The organism is Aquabacter cavernae, from assembly GCF_003993795.1.
Classification (GTDB): Bacteria; Pseudomonadota; Alphaproteobacteria; order Rhizobiales; family Xanthobacteraceae; genus Aquabacter; species Aquabacter cavernae.
Map to the genome: position 1 here is coordinate 214,260 of NZ_RWKV01000016.1, position 16,695 is coordinate 230,954.

Sequence of the window (16,695 nt, forward strand, 5' to 3'; positions counted from 1 at the left end):
GCGGCGGGGCGCAAGGCGAGGACCGGCAGGATGACGTTCGGGAATCTCATACGCGGTGCTCTGGTGCTGATGCTGGCGAGCGGCAGCGCCTTGGGGTCCGCTTCGGCGCAGGCCCCCGCCTCGCCTCCGGCTGCGACTCCCGCGCCCACAGATGCGCCCGCCCCATCCGCACCTGCGGTACCGGCCCCCGCAGCGCCGGCCCCTGAAGCCGCGCAGGCCCCGGCGGCGCCCGCAAGCCCGGCTCCGGGCGGCGCCATCCAGAGCGCCCCCTTGCCCGCGCCCGGCACCGCCGCGCCGCCGCCTGCCGCCGCGACCCCCGCCCCGCCCGCCGCCGGGCCGGGCGGCCCGCCCCACACCGACACGGTGACGGGCGAGACGCAGGTGCTCAATCCCATGCCGGTGCTGGTCAAGACCGGCAGCGCGAGCTGGGAAGAGGGCTTCGACACCATCGTCGCCACCGTGGACGCCATCACGGCGGAAATGAACCGCATCGGCCTCAAGCGGACCGGCGACGTGATCGTCTCCTACACCTCGTCCGACGAGGCGGGCTTCGAGTTCGAGGCACAGGTGCCTTTCACGGGCCAGAGCGCGGAGAAGCCCGGAGACGGTGTGAAAATCGGCGCCTCGTTCGCCGGGCGGGTGATGAAGTTCCACCATTCCGGCTCGTTCGCCGACATGGACACCACCTATGAGGGGATCGCCAACTATCTCGATTCCCGGAACATCGAGGGCCAGGACTTCTATATCGAACGCTACGTCACCGACCCCTCCACCGCCGCTCCCGAAGCGTTGGAAGTGGACATCTTCGTGCCCCTGCGTTGACCGGCGCTTTGCAGACGGGCGCGAATCTTCTTCATTAGGGGTCAGCATCCCCGGACCGCTCGCGTCCGGCGAAGGGAGGCGCCCATGCCGCGGCTCTTCACAGCCATCCAAGTTCCGGCGGATGTCGGCCTCGAGCTGTCCATGCTGCGCGGGGGGCTTTCCGGAGCGCGCTGGATCGACCCGGAGAATTACCACATCACCCTGCGCTTCGTGGGCGACGTGGACGAGGTGCTGGCGCGCGAGGTCATGTACACGCTCGGCCAGGTGCGCCGTCGTGCCTTCGACCTGTCCCTGGATGGGGTAGACCAGTTCGGCGGCCATAAGCCGCGCTCCCTGTTCGCGTCCGTGCGGGCGAACCCGGCGCTGAAGGAATTGCAGGCCGACCATGAGCGCATCATGCAGCGCCTCGGCCTTGCCCCCGACCGGGCCTACAAGCCCCATGTGACGCTGGCGCGCCTGCGCGACGCTTCAAGCCGGCAGGTGGCTGATTATCTCGCCACGCGCGGCAGCTATCGCAGCCAATCCTTCCACGTGCCGCGCTTCGTGCTCTTCTCCTCGCGCGATTCGGTGGGGGGCGGCCCCTATCTGGTGGAAGCGGCCTATCCGCTCGCCTGAGCTTTCGGCGAACAACATTTCAAGGGACGACGCATGGCCAAGGACTGGAGCGCCCAGCAATATCTGAAGTTCGAGGATGAGCGCACGCGGCCGTCCCGCGACCTGCTGGCCCATATTCCCCTCGACGCTCCCCGCCTGTGCGTGGACCTGGGCTGCGGGCCGGGCAATTCCACCGAACTGGTGGCGGCGCGCTTCCCCGATGCCGAAGTGATTGGTATCGACACCTCGCCCGACATGCTGACCGCCGCCCGCAAGCGCCTGCCCGGCCTGCGCTTCGAGGCGGGGGACGCCTCCCATTTCACGCTTGAAGCACCGGCGGACCTGATCTTCGCCAATGCGGTGCTCCAATGGGTGCCCGACCACGACACCCTGTTCCCGCGCCTCCTGTCGCTGCTGGCGCCGGGCGGGTGCCTCGCCGTGCAGATGCCGGATAATCTCGACCAGCCCTCTCACGCGGCCATGCGCGAGACCGCGCTGGACGGCCCCTGGACCGCAAAGCTCGCGGAAGCCGCCGCCGCGCGCACCAAGCTGCCGTCAGTGGGGGCCTATTACGACATGCTGATTGCCCAGGCGGCGCGGGTGGACATCTGGCACACCATCTACCAGCACCAGCTGGACGGCATCCCCGCCATCATCGAATGGCTGAAGGGCACGGGCCTGCGCCCCTTCCTGGACCCGCTGGACGCGGACGAGCGCACCGCTTTCCTCGCAGCCTATGGCAAGCGGCTTGAAGCGCATTATCCGGTGCGGGCGGACGGCAAGGTGCTTCTCGCCTTCCCGCGCCTGTTCCTGGTGGCCCAGCGGGCATAGGGCAGCCCCTGCCCTATGCCCCCTCTGGGGGCAAGGAACAACCGCCTACAGCGCCTCGCCGCGCAGCAGGCGCGGGACGGCGCCGGTGAGCCCGGCGGCGTCCTTGATGAACAGTCCCTTGAGGCGCGGCAGGCGATCCACCATGCCGAGGCCCACGTCCCGCATGAGGCGCAGCGCATCGGAGCGGTTGGAGAACAGGCGGTTGAGCGCGTCCGTCGCCACCCCCATGGCCAGCGTGTCGAAGCGCCGCCAGCGCTGATAGCGCTCCAGCACGTCCGGGCCGGCGAAATCGAGGCCCACGCGCGCCGCATCGGTCACGGCCTCGGCCAGCGCCGCCACGTCCCGCAGGCCCATATTGAGCCCCTGCCCGGCAATGGGGTGGATGAGATGGGCCGCATCCCCCACCAGCGCGAAGCGCTCGCCCACGAAGCTGCGCGCCATGGCGAAGCCCAGCGGGTGCACGGCAGGTGCCGAGACGCGCCGCACCCAGCCGAGCGCATGGCCGAAGCGGGTCTCCAGTTCCTCCTGGAAGATGGCCTCGGGCAGAGCGGCGATGCGCTTGGCATCCTCATGGCGCTCGGTCCAGACGATGGAGGCGCGATTGCCCGGCAGCGGCAGCGTGGCGAACGGCCCCGGCGGCAGGAAATGCTCCAGCGCGCACCCCTCGTGCGGCCGCTCATGCTCCACGGTGAAGGTGATGGCCGACTGTCCGTAAGCCCAGGCGACGTTGCGGATGCCCGCCATGTCCCGCAGCCGCGAGCGCGCCCCGTCGCACGCCACCAGCAAGGCGGCCGTCAGCGAGCGCCCAGCGCCATAGGTCACCTCCACGCCGGAGCGGCGGGTGGTGAAATCCGAGACGGGCGCGGGAATGAGGTCGATGCCGGCGGCGCGGGCCGTGTCGGTCAGTGCGTCGAGAAGCCGCGCATTGGGCACCATGTGGGCGAACGGCTCGCCCGGCTGCACATCGCCGTCGAAGGTGAGAAAGACCGGACGCGCCACGTCGCGGGTCCGGCTGTCGGTCACCTGCATGGAGCGGATGGGCTCGGCCTCCGGCCCCAGCCGGTCCCACACGCCGAGCGTGGTCAGGAGGCGGCGGGCCCCCGCCGCAATGGCCGAGGCGCGCACGTCGCCGGACGTATCGCGGCCGATGGTGGGATCGAAAACGGTGATGCGCGCATCCGGCCCAAGCCCGTCGCGCAGCGCCAGAGCGAGGCTGAGGCCCGCGAGCCCGCCGCCCGCGATCGCCACATCCGCCCGCGCCACATCCGTGCGCCCGGCCTCGGCCGCGTGGCCCTGCGAATATTCACCCATGAGATCCTCCCGGCACCTGAGGCGCCACATGCGCTTGACGCGGCCGTGCCCGCAAGCTCCAGTCGCGGCTGCCATCCACAAAGACAGCACCCACAGAGCCCGCGCCATGACCGACCACGTCGCCGCCTTCCTGGACATCCTCGACCTGGAAGCCCTGGAGATCAATTTGTTCCGGGGTCGCAGCGCCTCGCCGGCCGGCGGGCGCGTGTTCGGCGGCCAGGTGGTGGCGCAGGCGCTGGTGGCGGCCCGCCGCACCGTGCCGGACGACCGCGTCGCCCATTCGCTGCACGGCTATTTCCTGCTGGGCGGCGATCCCACCGTGCCCATCGTCTATGACGTGGACCGCATCCGCGACGGCCGCAGCTTCACCACGCGCCGCGTGGTGGCGATCCAGCACGGGCGGGCCATCTTCTCCATGTCCGTCTCCTATCAGGTGGAGGAGGACGGGTTCGAGCACCAGTCCGTCATGCCGGAGGTGCTGATGCCCGAGGAACTGCCCGGCGACGAGGTCTGGCGCGAGCGACTGCTGGCCCGCTACCCCTCGTCCGCCGTGCGCGGCTGGATGGCCCTGCGCCCGCTGGAGATCAAGCCGACCAGCCTGGACTCCCCCTATCTGGGCGGTTCCGGCCAGCCCACCCGGCCCAGCCTCTGGATCCGCGTGCGCGGCCCGGTGCCCGACGACCTGCCGACGCACCAGGCGGTCCTCACCTACGCCTCGGACCTCTCTTTGCTCCAGGCGGCGCTGCTGCCCCACGGCAAGAGCGTGTTCGACCCGGACATGCAGTGCGCCAGCCTCGACCACGCTTTGTGGTTCCATCGCCGGTTCCGGGCCGACGAATGGCTGCTCTACGTCCAGGAAAGCCCGGCCGCCTTCGGAGCGCGCGGCTTCTGCCGGGGCGAGTTCTTCACCCGTGACGGGCGGCTGGTGGCCTCGGTGACACAGGAAGGCCTGATGCGCCCCGTGCCCCCCACATGACCGACAGATGCGCACGTCGCCTAAAAAATAGGCGATAAATTGGGCCCCGCCGCGACCGCAACGTGGCGAGTCACCCCATGGCGAGAAAATAAGCAGTACACATTGCCCATCCGTCCCGTCTGGCACGGTCCTTGATTATGACTTCCCCAGGCCCGCGGCCATGGCACGGAATTCACCGTTCCGATCGGCGGGGTCCAGAGAAACGCCCACGATCCGCTTTCCGGCGGAGGGCCTAAGGGGACAGGGACCGATCCATGAAGATCGTCATGGCCATTATCAAGCCGTTCAAGCTGGAGGAGGTGCGCGACGCCCTCACCGGTATCGGGGTTCACGGCCTCACCGTGACCGAGGTGAAGGGGTACGGCCGCCAGAAGGGCCATACCGAGATCTACCGCGGCGCTGAATATGCCGTGAGCTTCCTGCCGAAGCTCAAGATCGAGGTCGCGGTTCCCACCGACCAGGTCGCCAAGGTGGTGGAGGCGATCTCCGTGGCCGCCAAGACCGGCCAGATCGGCGACGGGAAGATTTTCGTCTTCCAGATCGACCACGCCGTGCGCATCCGCACCGGCGAGACCGACGCTGACGCGCTTTGAGCTTTCCCCATTCGACGGAGCCTTTTTCCATGACGCTCAAGACCTGGTCCCGCGTGGGACTGCCCACCCTTCTCGCGGCGGCGGCGATTTCGCTCCCCGTGCTGGCGCAGACGGCTGCGCCCACCCCTGACGCCATTCCGGCTGTTGCCGCCCCCGCCATCAACAAGGGCGACACCACCTGGATGCTGGTGTCGGCCTGCCTGGTGCTGATGATGTCCGTCCCGGGCTTGGCCCTGTTCTATGGCGGCCTCGTGCGCTCCAAGAACATGCTGTCCGTGCTGATGCAGGTGTTCTACTCGGTGGCCATCGTCGGCATCATCTGGGTGCTGTACGGCTACTCGCTCGCCTTCACCGGCGGCTCCGACTTCATCGGCGGCTTCGCGAAGGCGTTCCTGAAGGGCGTGGCCCCGGAATCGGCGACGGGCACCTTCTCGGTGGGCGTGTCCATTCCCGAACTGGCCTTCGTGGCCTTCCAGATGACCTTCGCCATGATCACGCCCGCGCTCATCTTCGGCGCGTTCGCGGAGCGGGTGAAGTTCTCCGCCATCGTGCTGTTCGTGCCGCTCTGGGTCACGTTCATCTATTTCCCGATGGCGCACATGGTGTGGTACTGGGCCGGCCCGGACGCGGTGGATGCCGCCGCCAAGGCGCTCGCCGCCGCTGCTGACGGCGCCGCCAAGACCGCTGCCCAGGAAGCCCTCGACGCGGTCCTCGCCGATGCCGGCCTCATCTACAAGTTCGGCGCGCTGGACTTCGCGGGCGGCACCGTGGTGCACATCAATGCGGGTATCGCCGCTCTGGTGGGCTGCATCATCATCGGCAAGCGCACCGGCTACGGCAAGGAAGCCCTCTCGCCCCACTCCCTGACGCTGACCCTGGTCGGCGCCGGCATGCTGTGGGTCGGCTGGTTCGGCTTCAATGCCGGCTCCAACCTGGAAGCCAACGGCCTCACCGCCCTCGCCATGATGAACACGTTCCTCGCCACCTGCGGCGCGGCGCTGTCCTGGATGATCATCGAGTGGCTCGCCAAGGGTAAGCCTTCCATGCTGGGCGTGGTGTCCGGCGCGGTGGCCGGCCTTGTGGCCGTGACTCCCATGGCGGGCTTCGCGGGCATCATGGGCGCCCTGGTCTCGGGCCTCATCGTCGGCGTGCTCTGCTTCTTCTTCTGCACCACCGTGAAGAATGCCTTCGGCTACGACGACTCGCTGGACGTGTTCGGCGTGCACGGCGTGGGCGGCATCTTCGGCGCCATCGCCACCGGCATCGTGGTGAGCCCGGCGCTCGGCGGCACCGGCGTGTTCGACTACACGACCGGCGCCGTCGCCGAGTACAACATGGCCACCCAGGTCATCGCCCAGCTCAAGGGCGTGGGCGTGACGATCCTGCTCTCGGGCATCGGCTCGGCCATCCTCTTCTTCATCGTCAACGCGGTCGTCGGCCTGCGCGTGTCGGTGGAGAAGGAGCGCGAGGGTCTCGACATCACCGAGCACGGCGAGCGCGCCTACCACTCGTGAGGTCTCCGGGCCGGGGACATCCCCGGCCCGTTCCAAGATAAAAAGAGGGGAAGTCGGGGCCTCGGCGGAAACGCCGGGGCCTTGGCCGTTTAGGGCCGGTCTTCCGGGCGCGGACAGTCCAGGCGGGGCCTTCCGGACACCGCCATCCCCGCGCCGGAGCGGCGCGGGGCCCGTCCGCACGGTCTTTCTTGTTGGCCGCCCGCCTGCTAGAAGCCCGGCATGGCCTTTTTCATCCTCAAGGCGCGCAGCGCGGCGCAGCGAATTACCGGCCCGGCCCCCCGCCGGCGCGCCTGACGCGCGCGGGACAGGCCGGGTATTGCGCCGCCGCGACGACGACCCCTCATCCGAGCCTCGATCCATGACCGACAAGACGCCGTCCGAAACCCCGTCCACGGACTATTCCGCGACCCTGTTCCTGCCGCAGACCGCCTTCCCCATGCGCGCGGGCCTGCCCCAGAAGGAGCCGGAACTGCTGGCCCGCTGGGCGGACATGAAGCTGCGCGAGCGCCTGCGGGACGTGGCGCGCGGCCGCCCGCGCTTCGTGCTGCATGACGGCCCGCCTTATGCCAACGGCAACATCCATATCGGCCACGCGCTCAACAAGATCCTCAAGGACGTGGTGACGCGCTCCCAGCAGATGCTGGGCCACGATTCCAACTATGTGCCCGGCTGGGACTGCCACGGCCTTCCCATCGAGTGGAAGATCGAGGAAGAGAATTACCGCAAGAAGGGCAAGTCCAAGCCGGACCTGAAGGATTCGGCCGCCATGATCGCCTTCCGCCAGGAGTGCCGCGCCTATGCCGCGCACTGGCTGGACGTGCAGCGCGCGGAGTTCAAGCGGCTCGGCGTGGAGGGCGACTGGGACCATCCCTACATGACCATGAGCTTCGCCGGCGAAGCCCAGATCGCCCGCGAGATCATCAAGTTCGCGGAAAACGGCCTGCTCTATCGCGGCTCCAAGCCCGTCATGTGGTCGGTGGTGGAGAAGACCGCTTTGGCCGAGGCGGAGGTCGAATATCACGACCACCAGTCGGACATGGTGTGGGTGAAGTTTCCGGTGCTCTATCCGGTGCGGGACGGGGCAAAGATGACGCCAGAGGGCTTGGCTTTGGCCAGCTTGGCCGGCAAACAGCCCTCGGTGGTCATCTGGACCACCACGCCCTGGACGCTGCCGGGCAACCGCGCCATCTCCTTCTCGTCCAAAATCTCCTACGGCCTCTATGAGGTCACGGACGCGCCGGCCGATAACTGGGCGAAGGTGGGCGACAAGCTGATCCTGGCCGACAAGCTGGCCGAGGACGTGTTCAAGACCGCCCGCGCCACCGCCTTCACCCGCCTTGGTGACGTCCCTGCGGACGTGCTCGCGAACCTCGTCACCGCCCACCCGCTCGCGGCCATGGGCTACGACTTCAAGGTCCCGCTCCTCGACGGCGACCATGTCACCGACGATGCGGGCACCGGTTTCGTGCACACCGCGCCCAGCCATGGGCGCGAGGACTTCGAGATCTGGACCCAGAACCGGCGCTGGCTCGAAGAGCGCGGCATCAATCCCGCCATCCCCTATCCGGTGGACGAGGACAGCTTCTACACGGCCCAGGCCCCCGGCTTTGCGGGCAAGCGCGTCATCACCGAAAAGGGCGAGACGGGCGATGCCAACAAGGCGGTGATCGAAGCTCTGGTCGCCGCCGGAAACCTGCTGGCGCGCGGGCGCCTGAAGCACCAGTACCCCCATTCCTGGCGCTCCAAAAAGCCGGTCATCTTCCGCAATACGCCCCAATGGTTCATCGCCATGGACCAGGACATCCGCAATGCGGACGGCGGCCCCGCGCCGCGCCCCGCGACCCTGCCGGGCAATGCGTCGGACACCCTGCGCGAGCGCGCGCTCTGGGGCATCAAGACGGTGCAGTGGGTGCCGGAAGCGGGCGAGAACCGCATCACCGGCATGATCGCCAACCGTCCGGACTGGGTGGTCTCCCGCCAGCGCGCCTGGGGCGTGCCCATCGCCGTCTTCGTGAAGGAGAAGGGCGACGGCGAGGTGGAGATCCTGAAGGACGCCGCCGTGAATGCCCGCATCGCCGCCGCCTTCGAGGCGGAGGGCGCCGACGCCTGGTACAAGGACGGCGCCCGCGCGCGCTTCCTGGGTGACCGCGCGGCCGAAGGCTGGTCGAAGGTGGACGACATCCTCGACGTCTGGTTCGATTCCGGCTCCACCCACACCTTCACCCTGGAGGTGCGCGACGACCTGAAGGCCGACCGCGCCCCCGAGGGGCCGGACCGGGTCATGTATCTGGAAGGCACGGACCAGCATCGCGGCTGGTTCCATTCCTCGCTGCTGGAAAGCTGCGGCACGCGCGGGCGCCCGCCTTATGACGCGGTACTCACCCACGGCTTCGTGCTCGACGAGGACGGGCGCAAGATGTCCAAGTCGCTGGGCAACGTGGTTTCGCCCCAGGACGTGATCAAGGTCTCCGGCGCGGACATCCTGCGCCTGTGGGTCTGCGCCTCAGACTATTCGGACGATCTGCGCATCGGCCCGGAAATCCTCAAGACCACCGCCGACACCTATCGCAAGCTGCGCAACACGCTGCGCTGGCTGCTGGGCTCGCTGCACCACTACCGCGCCTCGGAGCGGGTGGCCTTCGCGGACATGCCCGCTTTGGAGCGGCTCATCCTGCACCGCCTGCAGGAGCTGGACGGGCAGGTGCGCGCCGCCTATGCCGCCTTCGACTACAAGAAGGTCCACGCGCTGCTCACGGCCTTCATGACCAGCGAGCTGTCGGCCTTCTATTTCGACGTGCGCAAGGATGCGCTCTATTGCGACCCGATCTCCTCGGTGACGCGGCGCGCCTGCCTCACGGTGCTGGACGAGACGTTCAACCGCCTCGTCACCTGGCTCGCGCCCATCCTGTGCTTCACCTGCGAGGAAACCTATCTCGCCCGCACCGGCGGCACGGACGCCTCCGTGCACCTGCTCACCTTCCCCGAGACGCCCGCCGCATGGCGCGATGACGCGCTGGCGGACACATGGCGCAAGGTGCGTCAGGTGCGCCGCGTGGTGCTGGGCGCGCTGGAAGTGGAGCGCGCGGCCAAGCGCATGGGCTCCTCCCTGGAGGCGGCGCCCGTGGTCCATGTGACCGACGCGGACCTGCTGGCGGCCCTGGACGGGGTGGATCTGGCGGAAGTGTGCATCACCAGCGGCCTTGAGCTGCGGACCGATGCCGGGCCCGAGGGCGCCTTCCGGCTGGAGGATGTGCCCGGCGTCGCCGTGGTCCCCGCGCGTGCCGAGGGGCGCAAGTGCGCCCGCTCCTGGAAGATCTCGGCCGATGTGGGCGAGGATCCCGATTATCCCGACGTGACCCCGCGCGACGCCCTGGCGCTGCGCGAGCTGGCCGCCCGCGCGGCTGCGGAGTAGCCCATGCCGCCCCTTCTCCTCGGCCTCCTCACGGCTTTCCTGGTGCTGGCCCTGGACCAGGGGAGCAAGCTCGCCGTGCTCCGCTGGTCGGAAAGCTGGACCGGACCCGGCCAGCAGATCCTGCCCTTCATGGACTTCGTCTATCTGTGGAACACCGGCATCAGCTACGGCCTGTTCCCCCAGGGCGAGACCGGGCGCTGGGTGCTGCTGGCCATCAAGGTGGTGGCGGCGGTCCTGTTCGCGGCGTGGCTCGCCCGCACGTCGCGGCGCCTGGAGGCCATCGCTCTCGGCCTTTTGATCGGCGGCGCGCTGGGCAATGCGGTGGACCGGCTGGTCTATGGCGCGGTGTTCGATTTCATCTCGCTGCACGCCTTCGGCCTGCGCTGGTACGTGTTCAACATCGCCGATGTGGCCGTCGTTGTGGGCGTGATCGTGCTCCTTTATGATGCACTCTTTACGCGCGCCTCAAAAACGCCGCCCTCGGACGTCAGCCGTTAGAGCCTGAGAGCGGGTGGCGCCGAGCGCGGGTCCCGAGGAACAACCCATGAGGGTGAACATGACACGGTTTGGCTTCATGGGCCGCGGACACCGTCGCGGCCTTCTGCGTGCGGCCCCCGCCGCTTCTCTCGGCCTGGTGCTGATGGGCGGGCTCGCCCTTGCTCCGCTGCCTGCCGCCGCGCAGGAAGGCGACGGCGACTTCTTCCGCAACGTGTTCAGCGCCATCGGCCTGGTGCCCGACGAGAAGTCGCCGATCCAGTATCGCGAACGCGCGCCCCTCGTGGTGCCCCCGCCCGGCGTCGGCGCCTCGGGCGTCCTGCCCGCCCCCAAGGCGGGTGCGGCGGCTACCAATCCCAACTGGCCCAAGGATCCGGACGTCCTGCGCGCGCAGGCCGCCAATGCCGAGGACCGCACGCCCGTGGGCTTGAACGGCATCGACCAGCGCGGCCAGCCCCTGCTGCCCTCCCAGCTCAACAATGTGCGCCACAAGCCCACCGCCAGCGTCACCAATGGCGCGCCCGTGGGTGCCGACAAGCGCGGCCGCGACGAGCTGATGCCCAGCGAACTGGGCTTCTTCGGCTGGACCAAGGGCCTGAACGGCGGCTTCACCGAAGACAAGCCGCTCACCTTCACCGGCGAGCCGACCCGCGAAACCCTCATCGACCCGCCGCCCGGCTACCAGACGCCCGCGCCCAATGCGCCCTACGGTACGGTCGAGAAGAAGCAGGAAGCCTTCAAGCTGCCGTCCTTCTTCGACATGCAGAACACCAGCACCCGCAACTGATCGCCGCGCGGCCGTTCATCGGCCGCGCCGGGGCTGGAGGGAATTCCGACATCGTGACTATGAGACGTTTTGCCATGGCCGCCATCATTGCCGCCGCTTCCGCCTCGGCTGCCCTCTCCGACGCCCACGCCGCGGGGCCCGAGATCAGCCAGTTCGAACTCGCCAACGGCATGAAGGTCATGGTCATTCCCGACCATCGCACGCCGGTCGCCACCCATATGGTGTGGTATCAGGTGGGCTCGGCCGACGAGCAGCCCGGCAAGTCCGGCATCGCCCATTTCCTCGAACATCTCATGTTCAAGGGCACCGACAAGGCGCCCGCAGGGCAGTTCTCGGCCGAGGTGGCGCGCCTGGGCGGGCAGGAGAATGCCTTCACCTCCTACGACTACACCGCCTATTACCAGCGGGTAGCCAAGGAGCACCTGGAAAAGGTGATGACCTTCGAGGCCGACCGCATGACCGGCCTCAAGCTCACCGACGAGGTGGTGCTGCCGGAGCGGGACGTGGTGCTGGAAGAGCGCCGCATGCGCACCGACAACGATCCCGGCGCGCGCCTGTCGGAAGCGCTCCAGGCCACCAGCTACATGAACCATCCCTACCAGCACCCCATCATCGGCTGGGAGCATGAGATCAAGCAGCTGAACCGGGAAGACGCCCTCGCCTTCTATCGCCGCTATTACGCGCCCAACAATGCGGTGCTGGTGGTGGCTGGCGATGTGGACCCCGCGCAGGTGAAGGCGCTGGCGGAGAAGACCTACGGCCAGATTCCGCGCGCCGACACCCCGCCCCGTGCCCGCCCGCAGGAACCCGAGCCGCAGGCACACCGCCGCGTGGAATTGACCGACCCGCGCGTCGCCCAGCCCACGGTGCAGCGTTCCTATCTCGTGCCCTCCTACCGCACCGGCGAGGGCCGCGAGGCGGTCGCGCTGGACCTTGCCGCCCAGATCCTGGGCGGCGGCCAGACCGGCCGCCTCTATCGCTCGCTGGTGGTGGACCAGGGCCTCGCCGCCGGAGCGGGCGCCTGGTACCAGGGCACGTCCTATGACGCGACCCGCTTCGGCGTCTCCGCCGCGCCCCTGCCGGGCGTGACGCTGGAGAAGCTGGAAGGCGCCATGGACGGCGTGGTGGCCAAGCTCGCCGCCGAAGGGCCGGACGAGCTGGAGCTGGCCCGCGCCAAGACCCGCCTCACCGCCGACGCTATCTATGCCCGCGACAATCAGGCGACGCTCGCCCGCATCTATGGCGCGGCCTGGGCCACCGGCATATCGGCGGACAAGGTGAATGCGTGGCCGGACGAAGTGAAGGCTGTGACGGCGGACGAGGTGAAGGAAGCGGCGCGCCGCTATCTCACCCTGGACCGCGCCGTGACCGGCTACCTGACCGCGCCCGCGCCGGCGCCTGAAAAGACCCCCGCCAAGGCGCCGGAGAACCGTTCGTGACGGCGCCCGCTATTTTCGCCCGCCTGAGCGGCTTCTTTCTGGTGTTCATGATCATGGCCCTTTCCCTGGTTACCCCGAGCGTGGCGCAATCCCAGACGACCCGGATCACCCGCGTCGTCAGCCCCGGCGGGATCGAGGCGTGGCTGGTGCGCGAGAAGACGCTGCCCCTCATCGCCATGGAATTCGCCTTCATGGGCGGCGCCGCCCAGGATCCCAAGGGCAAGCCGGGAATCGCCAGCCTCACCGCCTCGCTGCTGGATGAAGGCGCGGGCGACCTGACCGCCGCCGCCTTCCATCAGGCGGTGGCCGACAAGGCCATGGAAATCGGCTTCGACGCCAACCGGGACGATCTGCGCGGCTCGCTGCGCACCCTCTCGGAGAACAAGGACGCGGCCTTCGACCTGCTGCGCCTCGCCGTGACCCAGCCGCGCTTCGACACGGAGGCGGTGGAGCGCATCCGCGCCGCCCAGCTCGCCGCCCTGCGCCGCCGCTCCACGGACCCCAATTCCATCGCCAGCGAGACCTGGTTCGCCCGCGCCTTCCCGGACCACGCCTATGGCCGCCCGGTGGACGGCAGCCTTGCGACCGTTCCCACCATCACCCGCGAGGACCTCGCCGCCTTCGCCAAGCGCACCATGGCGCGCGACAATCTCAAGGTGGCCGTGGTGGGCGACATCAGCCCCGAGGATCTCGGCCGCGTGCTGGACCATGTGTTCGGCGCCCTGCCCGCCAAGGCCGATCTCGTCCCCATCACCGACGTGGCCCCCAAGGGCATCGGGACGGTGGACGTGGTGCCGCTGGATGTGCCCCAGTCCGTGGTGCTCATGGGCTCCACCGGCCTGAAGCGCCAGGACAAGGACTTCATCCCGGCCTATGTGCTGAACCACATCCTGGGCGGCAGCGCCTTCTCCTCGCGCCTGTTCAAGGAAGTGCGCGAGGCCCGTGGACTTGCCTATTCGGTCTATTCCTACCAGGTGGCGCTCGACCATGCGGGCCTCTGGTTCGCCGGAACCGCCACCAAGAACGAGCGAGCGGGCGAGTCGATCCGGATCATCGGCGAGGAATTCGCCAAGATCCTCGCCGAAGGCCCCACCAAGGAAGAGCTGGACGAGGCGAAGAGCTACCTGACCGGCAGCTACGCCCTGCGCTTCGACACCTCCTCGAAGGTGGCGGGGCAACTGCTCCAGATCCAGATCGACGATCTCGGCATCGACTATATCGACAAGCGCAACGCCCTCATCCAGGCGGTGACGCTGGACGATCTGAAGCGAGCCGCCAAGCGCCTCACCGATGCCAAGGATGCCCTCACCGTGGTGGTGGGCCGCCCCCAGGGGCTGTCCGGCGGCTGATCTTCGCGCCTTAACCATGCGAGACGATAGTCCCGCCGCAACGGCCTCTGCCGACTGCAGGGGCCGTTAACAGTCTGTTATACAAATCCGGCATGTCCGTCGGATTGGGAGTTCCGTCATGTGGTTGCCGTCCTCTGCGTCCTCGCTCTGCCGCGTGCTGGCGCCAGCCGCGCTGGCGGTGATGCTTGCCGGCTGCGGCGGCAATTCCCAGGGCCTGTTCGGCGCTCCGGGCGTGGATGTGGACCCCGTCACGGGCGGCCAGCGCATCTCCGATCAGGCGGTGGCGGGCGTCGGCGGTTCCGCGCCGCGCGGCCCCCAGCCGCTCACGCTGGGTTCCGGCCCGGATGCCATCGAATTCTCCTGCCCCATGGTGGATGTGCGTTCCGGCGCCTCGGCCTGGCAGGTTCCCGCCGCCGGCGGCGGCCTGCGCTACCAGGGCTCCATCAGCAATCTCGCCCGCGAATGCTCCATCGATGCGGCCAGCCGCACCATGACCATGAAGGTGGGCATCGAGGGTCGCGTGCTGCTGGGCGACAAGGGCTCGCCGGGCGCGGTCAATGTGCCGATCCGCGTGGCCGTGGTGCAGGAAGGGCCCGCGCCCAAGACCATCCTCACCAAGTTCTTCAACGTGCCGGTCAATGTTCCGGCCGATGAAGGCCAGATCACCTTCTCCGTGGTTGAGGACACCATCTCCTTCCCCGTGACCACCCCCGCCGAGATCGAGCGCTACATCGTCTATGTGGGCTTCGATCCCAAGGGCACGCCCGAGCAGCGCCCGGCGCGCCCGCGGCCGCCGCGTCCCGCAGCGCCCGCAGCAAGCGCCGCTCCGGCCGCCGCCCCGGCCCCGGCCGCGGTCGCTCCGGCCATGGCACCGCCGCCTGCCGCAGCCGCGCCCGCAGCCCCCGCCCCGGCCCCGGCTCCCGCCGCCGCGTCCGGTTCGTTCGGGCCCGCGCCCGCCGGCACGTTCGGCCCGCCGCCTTCCACGTTCGGCCCGCCCCCCGCGGCGCAATGAGCGGGCGCCCCACCGGGCGTACGCGTCTGGCACTGTTCCAATTTTAGCGGTGATCCAATGCCGCGCCGCGTTGACGCGGCGCGGCATTCTTCTATGCTCCTGCGCGTCGGAGGCTCGGCTTTGAGGCTGGGCCTGCGGCTATCGGACGATCCCTGCGGGAGAGACCGGCTGTTCCGGAAGGCTTGCCTTTCGGAATGAGGCCGGCGCCGAAGGCGCAACCGCCCCGGAACCGCTCAGGCAAAAGGGCCGCAGGGGGACGAGCCTCTGGAAAGCAGTGGCAGGGCTATGCCCTGGCGCTCACCGAAGGAGTAAGCCGGATACCGTCTTGCGGGTCCGCGTGAAATCTCTCAGGTTCCGGTGACAGAGGGGGCGCCCCCGGACCGAAAGGTCCGGTCCCTAAGGCGCGACCCAGGATGTCCCGGAATGACCGACCAAACCGTTCCCTCCCTGCGCACCGCACTGCACGACGCCCATGTGGCGCTCGGCGCACGCATGGTTCCGTTCGCCGGCTATGACATGCCGGTCCAATATCCTGACGGCATCCTGGCCGAGCACAATTGGACCCGCACCCATGCCGGCCTGTTCGATGTCTCCCATATGGGCCAGGCGCTGCTGATCGGCGCCTCCCACGCGGCCGTCGCCGCTGCCCTGGAGACCCTCATCCCCGCCGATATCCTCAACCTGAAGCTCGGCCAGCAGCGCTACAGCCAGCTGCTCACCGACGAGGGCGGGATCATCGACGACCTCATGGTCACCCGCCCGCTGGACCCGGGCCTGGACGGCACGCTGTTCCTGGTGGTGAACGCCGCCCGCAAGCAGGTGGACTACGCCCATCTGCGCGCCCGCCTGCCTGCCACGGTGCGCCTCGTGCCCAAGGACGAACTGGCGCTGATCGCCCTCCAGGGGCCCGACGCCGCCGCCGTGCTCGCGCCCCACGCGCCGGAAGCTGGGGAGTTGGGCTTCATGGGCGCCACCTCTGCCACTCTGGACGGGGTGCCCTGCCACATCTCGCGCTCGGGCTATACGGGCGAGGACGGCTTCGAGATTTCGGTCGCCTCTACCGCGGTGGAGAAGGTGTGGAGCCATCTCCTCTCCGACAGCCGCGTGAAGCCCATCGGCCTCGGCGCCCGCGACAGCCTGCGGCTGGAGGCCGGGCTCTGCCTCTACGGCCACGACATCGACACCACCACCTCGCCCATCGAGGCGCGGCTCGCCTGGTCCATCCAGAAGCGGCGCCGCCAGGAAGGTAGCTTTCCCGGCGCGGCGCGCATCCAGCGCGAGCTGGCCGAGGGGGCCGCGCGGGTGCGTGTCGGCCTGAAGCCCGAAGGCCGCGCACCCGCACGCGAGGGCGCCGAGATCGTGCATGACGGGGCCGTGGTGGGCATCGTCACGTCCGGCGGCTTCGGACCCAGCTTCGGCGGCCCGCTGGCCATGGGCTATGTGCCCGCCGCGTTGGCGGAAGTCGGCACCGTTGTTCAACTCATGGTGCGCGGCAAGCCGCTGCCCGCCACCATCTGTCACGTCCCGTTCGTGGCCCCGCGCTACGCCCGCAATTCCTGA

14 protein-coding genes and 2 riboswitches are annotated in these 16,695 nt (G+C 69.0%); of the genes, 13 read left to right on the plus strand and 1 reads right to left on the minus strand.

Going from position 1 to position 16,695, the window contains the following annotated elements; all coding sequences use genetic code 11:
- Positions 1-30: 30 nt before the first annotated feature.
- The 3 genes from EJJ38_RS16750 (at position 31) to tam (ending at position 2,247) form a co-directional block, all read left to right on the plus strand.
- Positions 31-822 carry a GyrI-like domain-containing protein gene (locus tag EJJ38_RS16750; RefSeq protein ID WP_127091311.1) on the plus strand — a complete coding sequence of 264 codons (792 nt, stop codon included), beginning with the start codon at positions 31-33 and terminating at the stop codon, positions 820-822.
- An 84-nt stretch (positions 823-906) separates the two neighbouring features.
- A complete protein-coding gene (gene thpR, locus EJJ38_RS16755) occupies positions 907-1,437 on the plus strand; it encodes an RNA 2',3'-cyclic phosphodiesterase (RefSeq protein ID WP_127091313.1) in 531 nt (176 codons plus the stop codon).
- Positions 1,438-1,470: 33 nt separating this feature from the next.
- The gene (gene tam, locus EJJ38_RS16760) at positions 1,471-2,247 is read left to right on the plus strand and encodes a trans-aconitate 2-methyltransferase (protein ID WP_127091315.1); all 777 of its coding nucleotides are present in this window, start codon (positions 1,471-1,473) and stop codon (positions 2,245-2,247) included.
- A 45-nt stretch (positions 2,248-2,292) separates the two neighbouring features.
- On the opposite strand, the gene EJJ38_RS16765 is transcribed toward tam, so the two are convergent.
- A complete protein-coding gene (locus EJJ38_RS16765) occupies positions 2,293-3,558 on the minus strand; it encodes a ubiquinone biosynthesis hydroxylase (RefSeq protein WP_127091317.1) in 1,266 nt (421 codons plus the stop codon).
- A gap of 106 nt (positions 3,559-3,664) precedes the next feature.
- Here EJJ38_RS16765 and tesB point away from each other — a divergent pair, with 106 nt between their 5' ends.
- The 10 genes from tesB (at position 3,665) to gcvT (ending at position 16,695) form a co-directional block, all read left to right on the plus strand.
- On the plus strand, positions 3,665-4,534 hold the full coding sequence (tesB, locus tag EJJ38_RS16770; protein WP_127091319.1) for an acyl-CoA thioesterase II: 870 nt from the start codon (positions 3,665-3,667) through the stop codon (positions 4,532-4,534).
- Positions 4,535-4,788: 254 nt separating this feature from the next.
- Complete coding sequence (locus EJJ38_RS16775) at positions 4,789-5,127, plus strand: P-II family nitrogen regulator (RefSeq protein ID WP_127091321.1); 339 nt, start codon at positions 4,789-4,791, stop codon at positions 5,125-5,127.
- Between the two features lie 29 nt (positions 5,128-5,156).
- Entirely contained in the window at positions 5,157-6,641 is a 1,485-nt protein-coding gene (locus EJJ38_RS16780; protein WP_127091323.1) for an ammonium transporter, read from the plus strand.
- A gap of 358 nt (positions 6,642-6,999) precedes the next feature.
- Entirely contained in the window at positions 7,000-10,053 is a 3,054-nt protein-coding gene (gene ileS, locus EJJ38_RS16785; protein WP_127091325.1) for an isoleucine--tRNA ligase, read from the plus strand.
- 3 nt (positions 10,054-10,056) lie between these two features.
- Positions 10,057-10,551: a signal peptidase II gene (gene lspA, locus EJJ38_RS16790; RefSeq protein ID WP_127091327.1), complete on the plus strand. Its 495-nt coding sequence runs from the start codon at positions 10,057-10,059 to the stop codon at positions 10,549-10,551.
- 58 nt (positions 10,552-10,609) lie between these two features.
- Positions 10,610-11,335: a hypothetical protein gene (locus tag EJJ38_RS16795; RefSeq protein WP_127091329.1), complete on the plus strand. Its 726-nt coding sequence runs from the start codon at positions 10,610-10,612 to the stop codon at positions 11,333-11,335.
- A gap of 74 nt (positions 11,336-11,409) precedes the next feature.
- The gene (locus EJJ38_RS16800) at positions 11,410-12,774 is read left to right on the plus strand and encodes a M16 family metallopeptidase (RefSeq protein WP_127091331.1); all 1,365 of its coding nucleotides are present in this window, start codon (positions 11,410-11,412) and stop codon (positions 12,772-12,774) included.
- The gene (locus EJJ38_RS16805; protein ID WP_245454296.1) at positions 12,771-14,123 is read left to right on the plus strand and encodes a M16 family metallopeptidase; all 1,353 of its coding nucleotides are present in this window, start codon (positions 12,771-12,773) and stop codon (positions 14,121-14,123) included. Before EJJ38_RS16800 ends, EJJ38_RS16805 begins: the two co-directional genes overlap by 4 nt.
- 118 nt (positions 14,124-14,241) lie before the next feature.
- The gene (locus tag EJJ38_RS20495) at positions 14,242-15,135 is read left to right on the plus strand and encodes a hypothetical protein (RefSeq protein ID WP_205666200.1); all 894 of its coding nucleotides are present in this window, start codon (positions 14,242-14,244) and stop codon (positions 15,133-15,135) included.
- A gap of 145 nt (positions 15,136-15,280) precedes the next feature.
- Positions 15,281-15,394, plus strand: a riboswitch (glycine riboswitch).
- Between the two features lie 2 nt (positions 15,395-15,396).
- A riboswitch (glycine riboswitch) is annotated at positions 15,397-15,502 on the plus strand.
- A 56-nt stretch (positions 15,503-15,558) separates the two neighbouring features.
- Entirely contained in the window at positions 15,559-16,695 is a 1,137-nt protein-coding gene (gene gcvT, locus EJJ38_RS16815) for a glycine cleavage system aminomethyltransferase GcvT (protein ID WP_127091333.1), read from the plus strand.

What these genes read in the sequence shown, in the direction of transcription:
- EJJ38_RS16750 (WP_127091311.1), top strand. Translation starts at nt 31, where the DNA reads ATGACGTTCGGGAATCTCATACGCGGTGCTCTGGTGCTGATGCTGGCG.
- thpR (WP_127091313.1), top strand. Translation starts at nt 907, where the DNA reads ATGCCGCGGCTCTTCACAGCCATCCAAGTTCCGGCGGATGTCGGCCTC.
- tam (WP_127091315.1), top strand. Translation starts at nt 1,471, where the DNA reads ATGGCCAAGGACTGGAGCGCCCAGCAATATCTGAAGTTCGAGGATGAG.
- EJJ38_RS16765 (WP_127091317.1), bottom strand. Translation starts at nt 3,558, where the DNA reads ATGGGTGAATATTCGCAGGGCCACGCGGCCGAGGCCGGGCGCACGGAT.
- tesB (WP_127091319.1), top strand. Translation starts at nt 3,665, where the DNA reads ATGACCGACCACGTCGCCGCCTTCCTGGACATCCTCGACCTGGAAGCC.
- EJJ38_RS16775 (WP_127091321.1), top strand. Translation starts at nt 4,789, where the DNA reads ATGAAGATCGTCATGGCCATTATCAAGCCGTTCAAGCTGGAGGAGGTG.
- EJJ38_RS16780 (WP_127091323.1), top strand. Translation starts at nt 5,157, where the DNA reads ATGACGCTCAAGACCTGGTCCCGCGTGGGACTGCCCACCCTTCTCGCG.
- ileS (WP_127091325.1), top strand. Translation starts at nt 7,000, where the DNA reads ATGACCGACAAGACGCCGTCCGAAACCCCGTCCACGGACTATTCCGCG.
- lspA (WP_127091327.1), top strand. Translation starts at nt 10,057, where the DNA reads ATGCCGCCCCTTCTCCTCGGCCTCCTCACGGCTTTCCTGGTGCTGGCC.
- EJJ38_RS16795 (WP_127091329.1), top strand. Translation starts at nt 10,610, where the DNA reads ATGACACGGTTTGGCTTCATGGGCCGCGGACACCGTCGCGGCCTTCTG.
- EJJ38_RS16800 (WP_127091331.1), top strand. Translation starts at nt 11,410, where the DNA reads ATGGCCGCCATCATTGCCGCCGCTTCCGCCTCGGCTGCCCTCTCCGAC.
- EJJ38_RS20495 (WP_205666200.1), top strand. Translation starts at nt 14,242, where the DNA reads ATGTGGTTGCCGTCCTCTGCGTCCTCGCTCTGCCGCGTGCTGGCGCCA.
- gcvT (WP_127091333.1), top strand. Translation starts at nt 15,559, where the DNA reads ATGACCGACCAAACCGTTCCCTCCCTGCGCACCGCACTGCACGACGCC.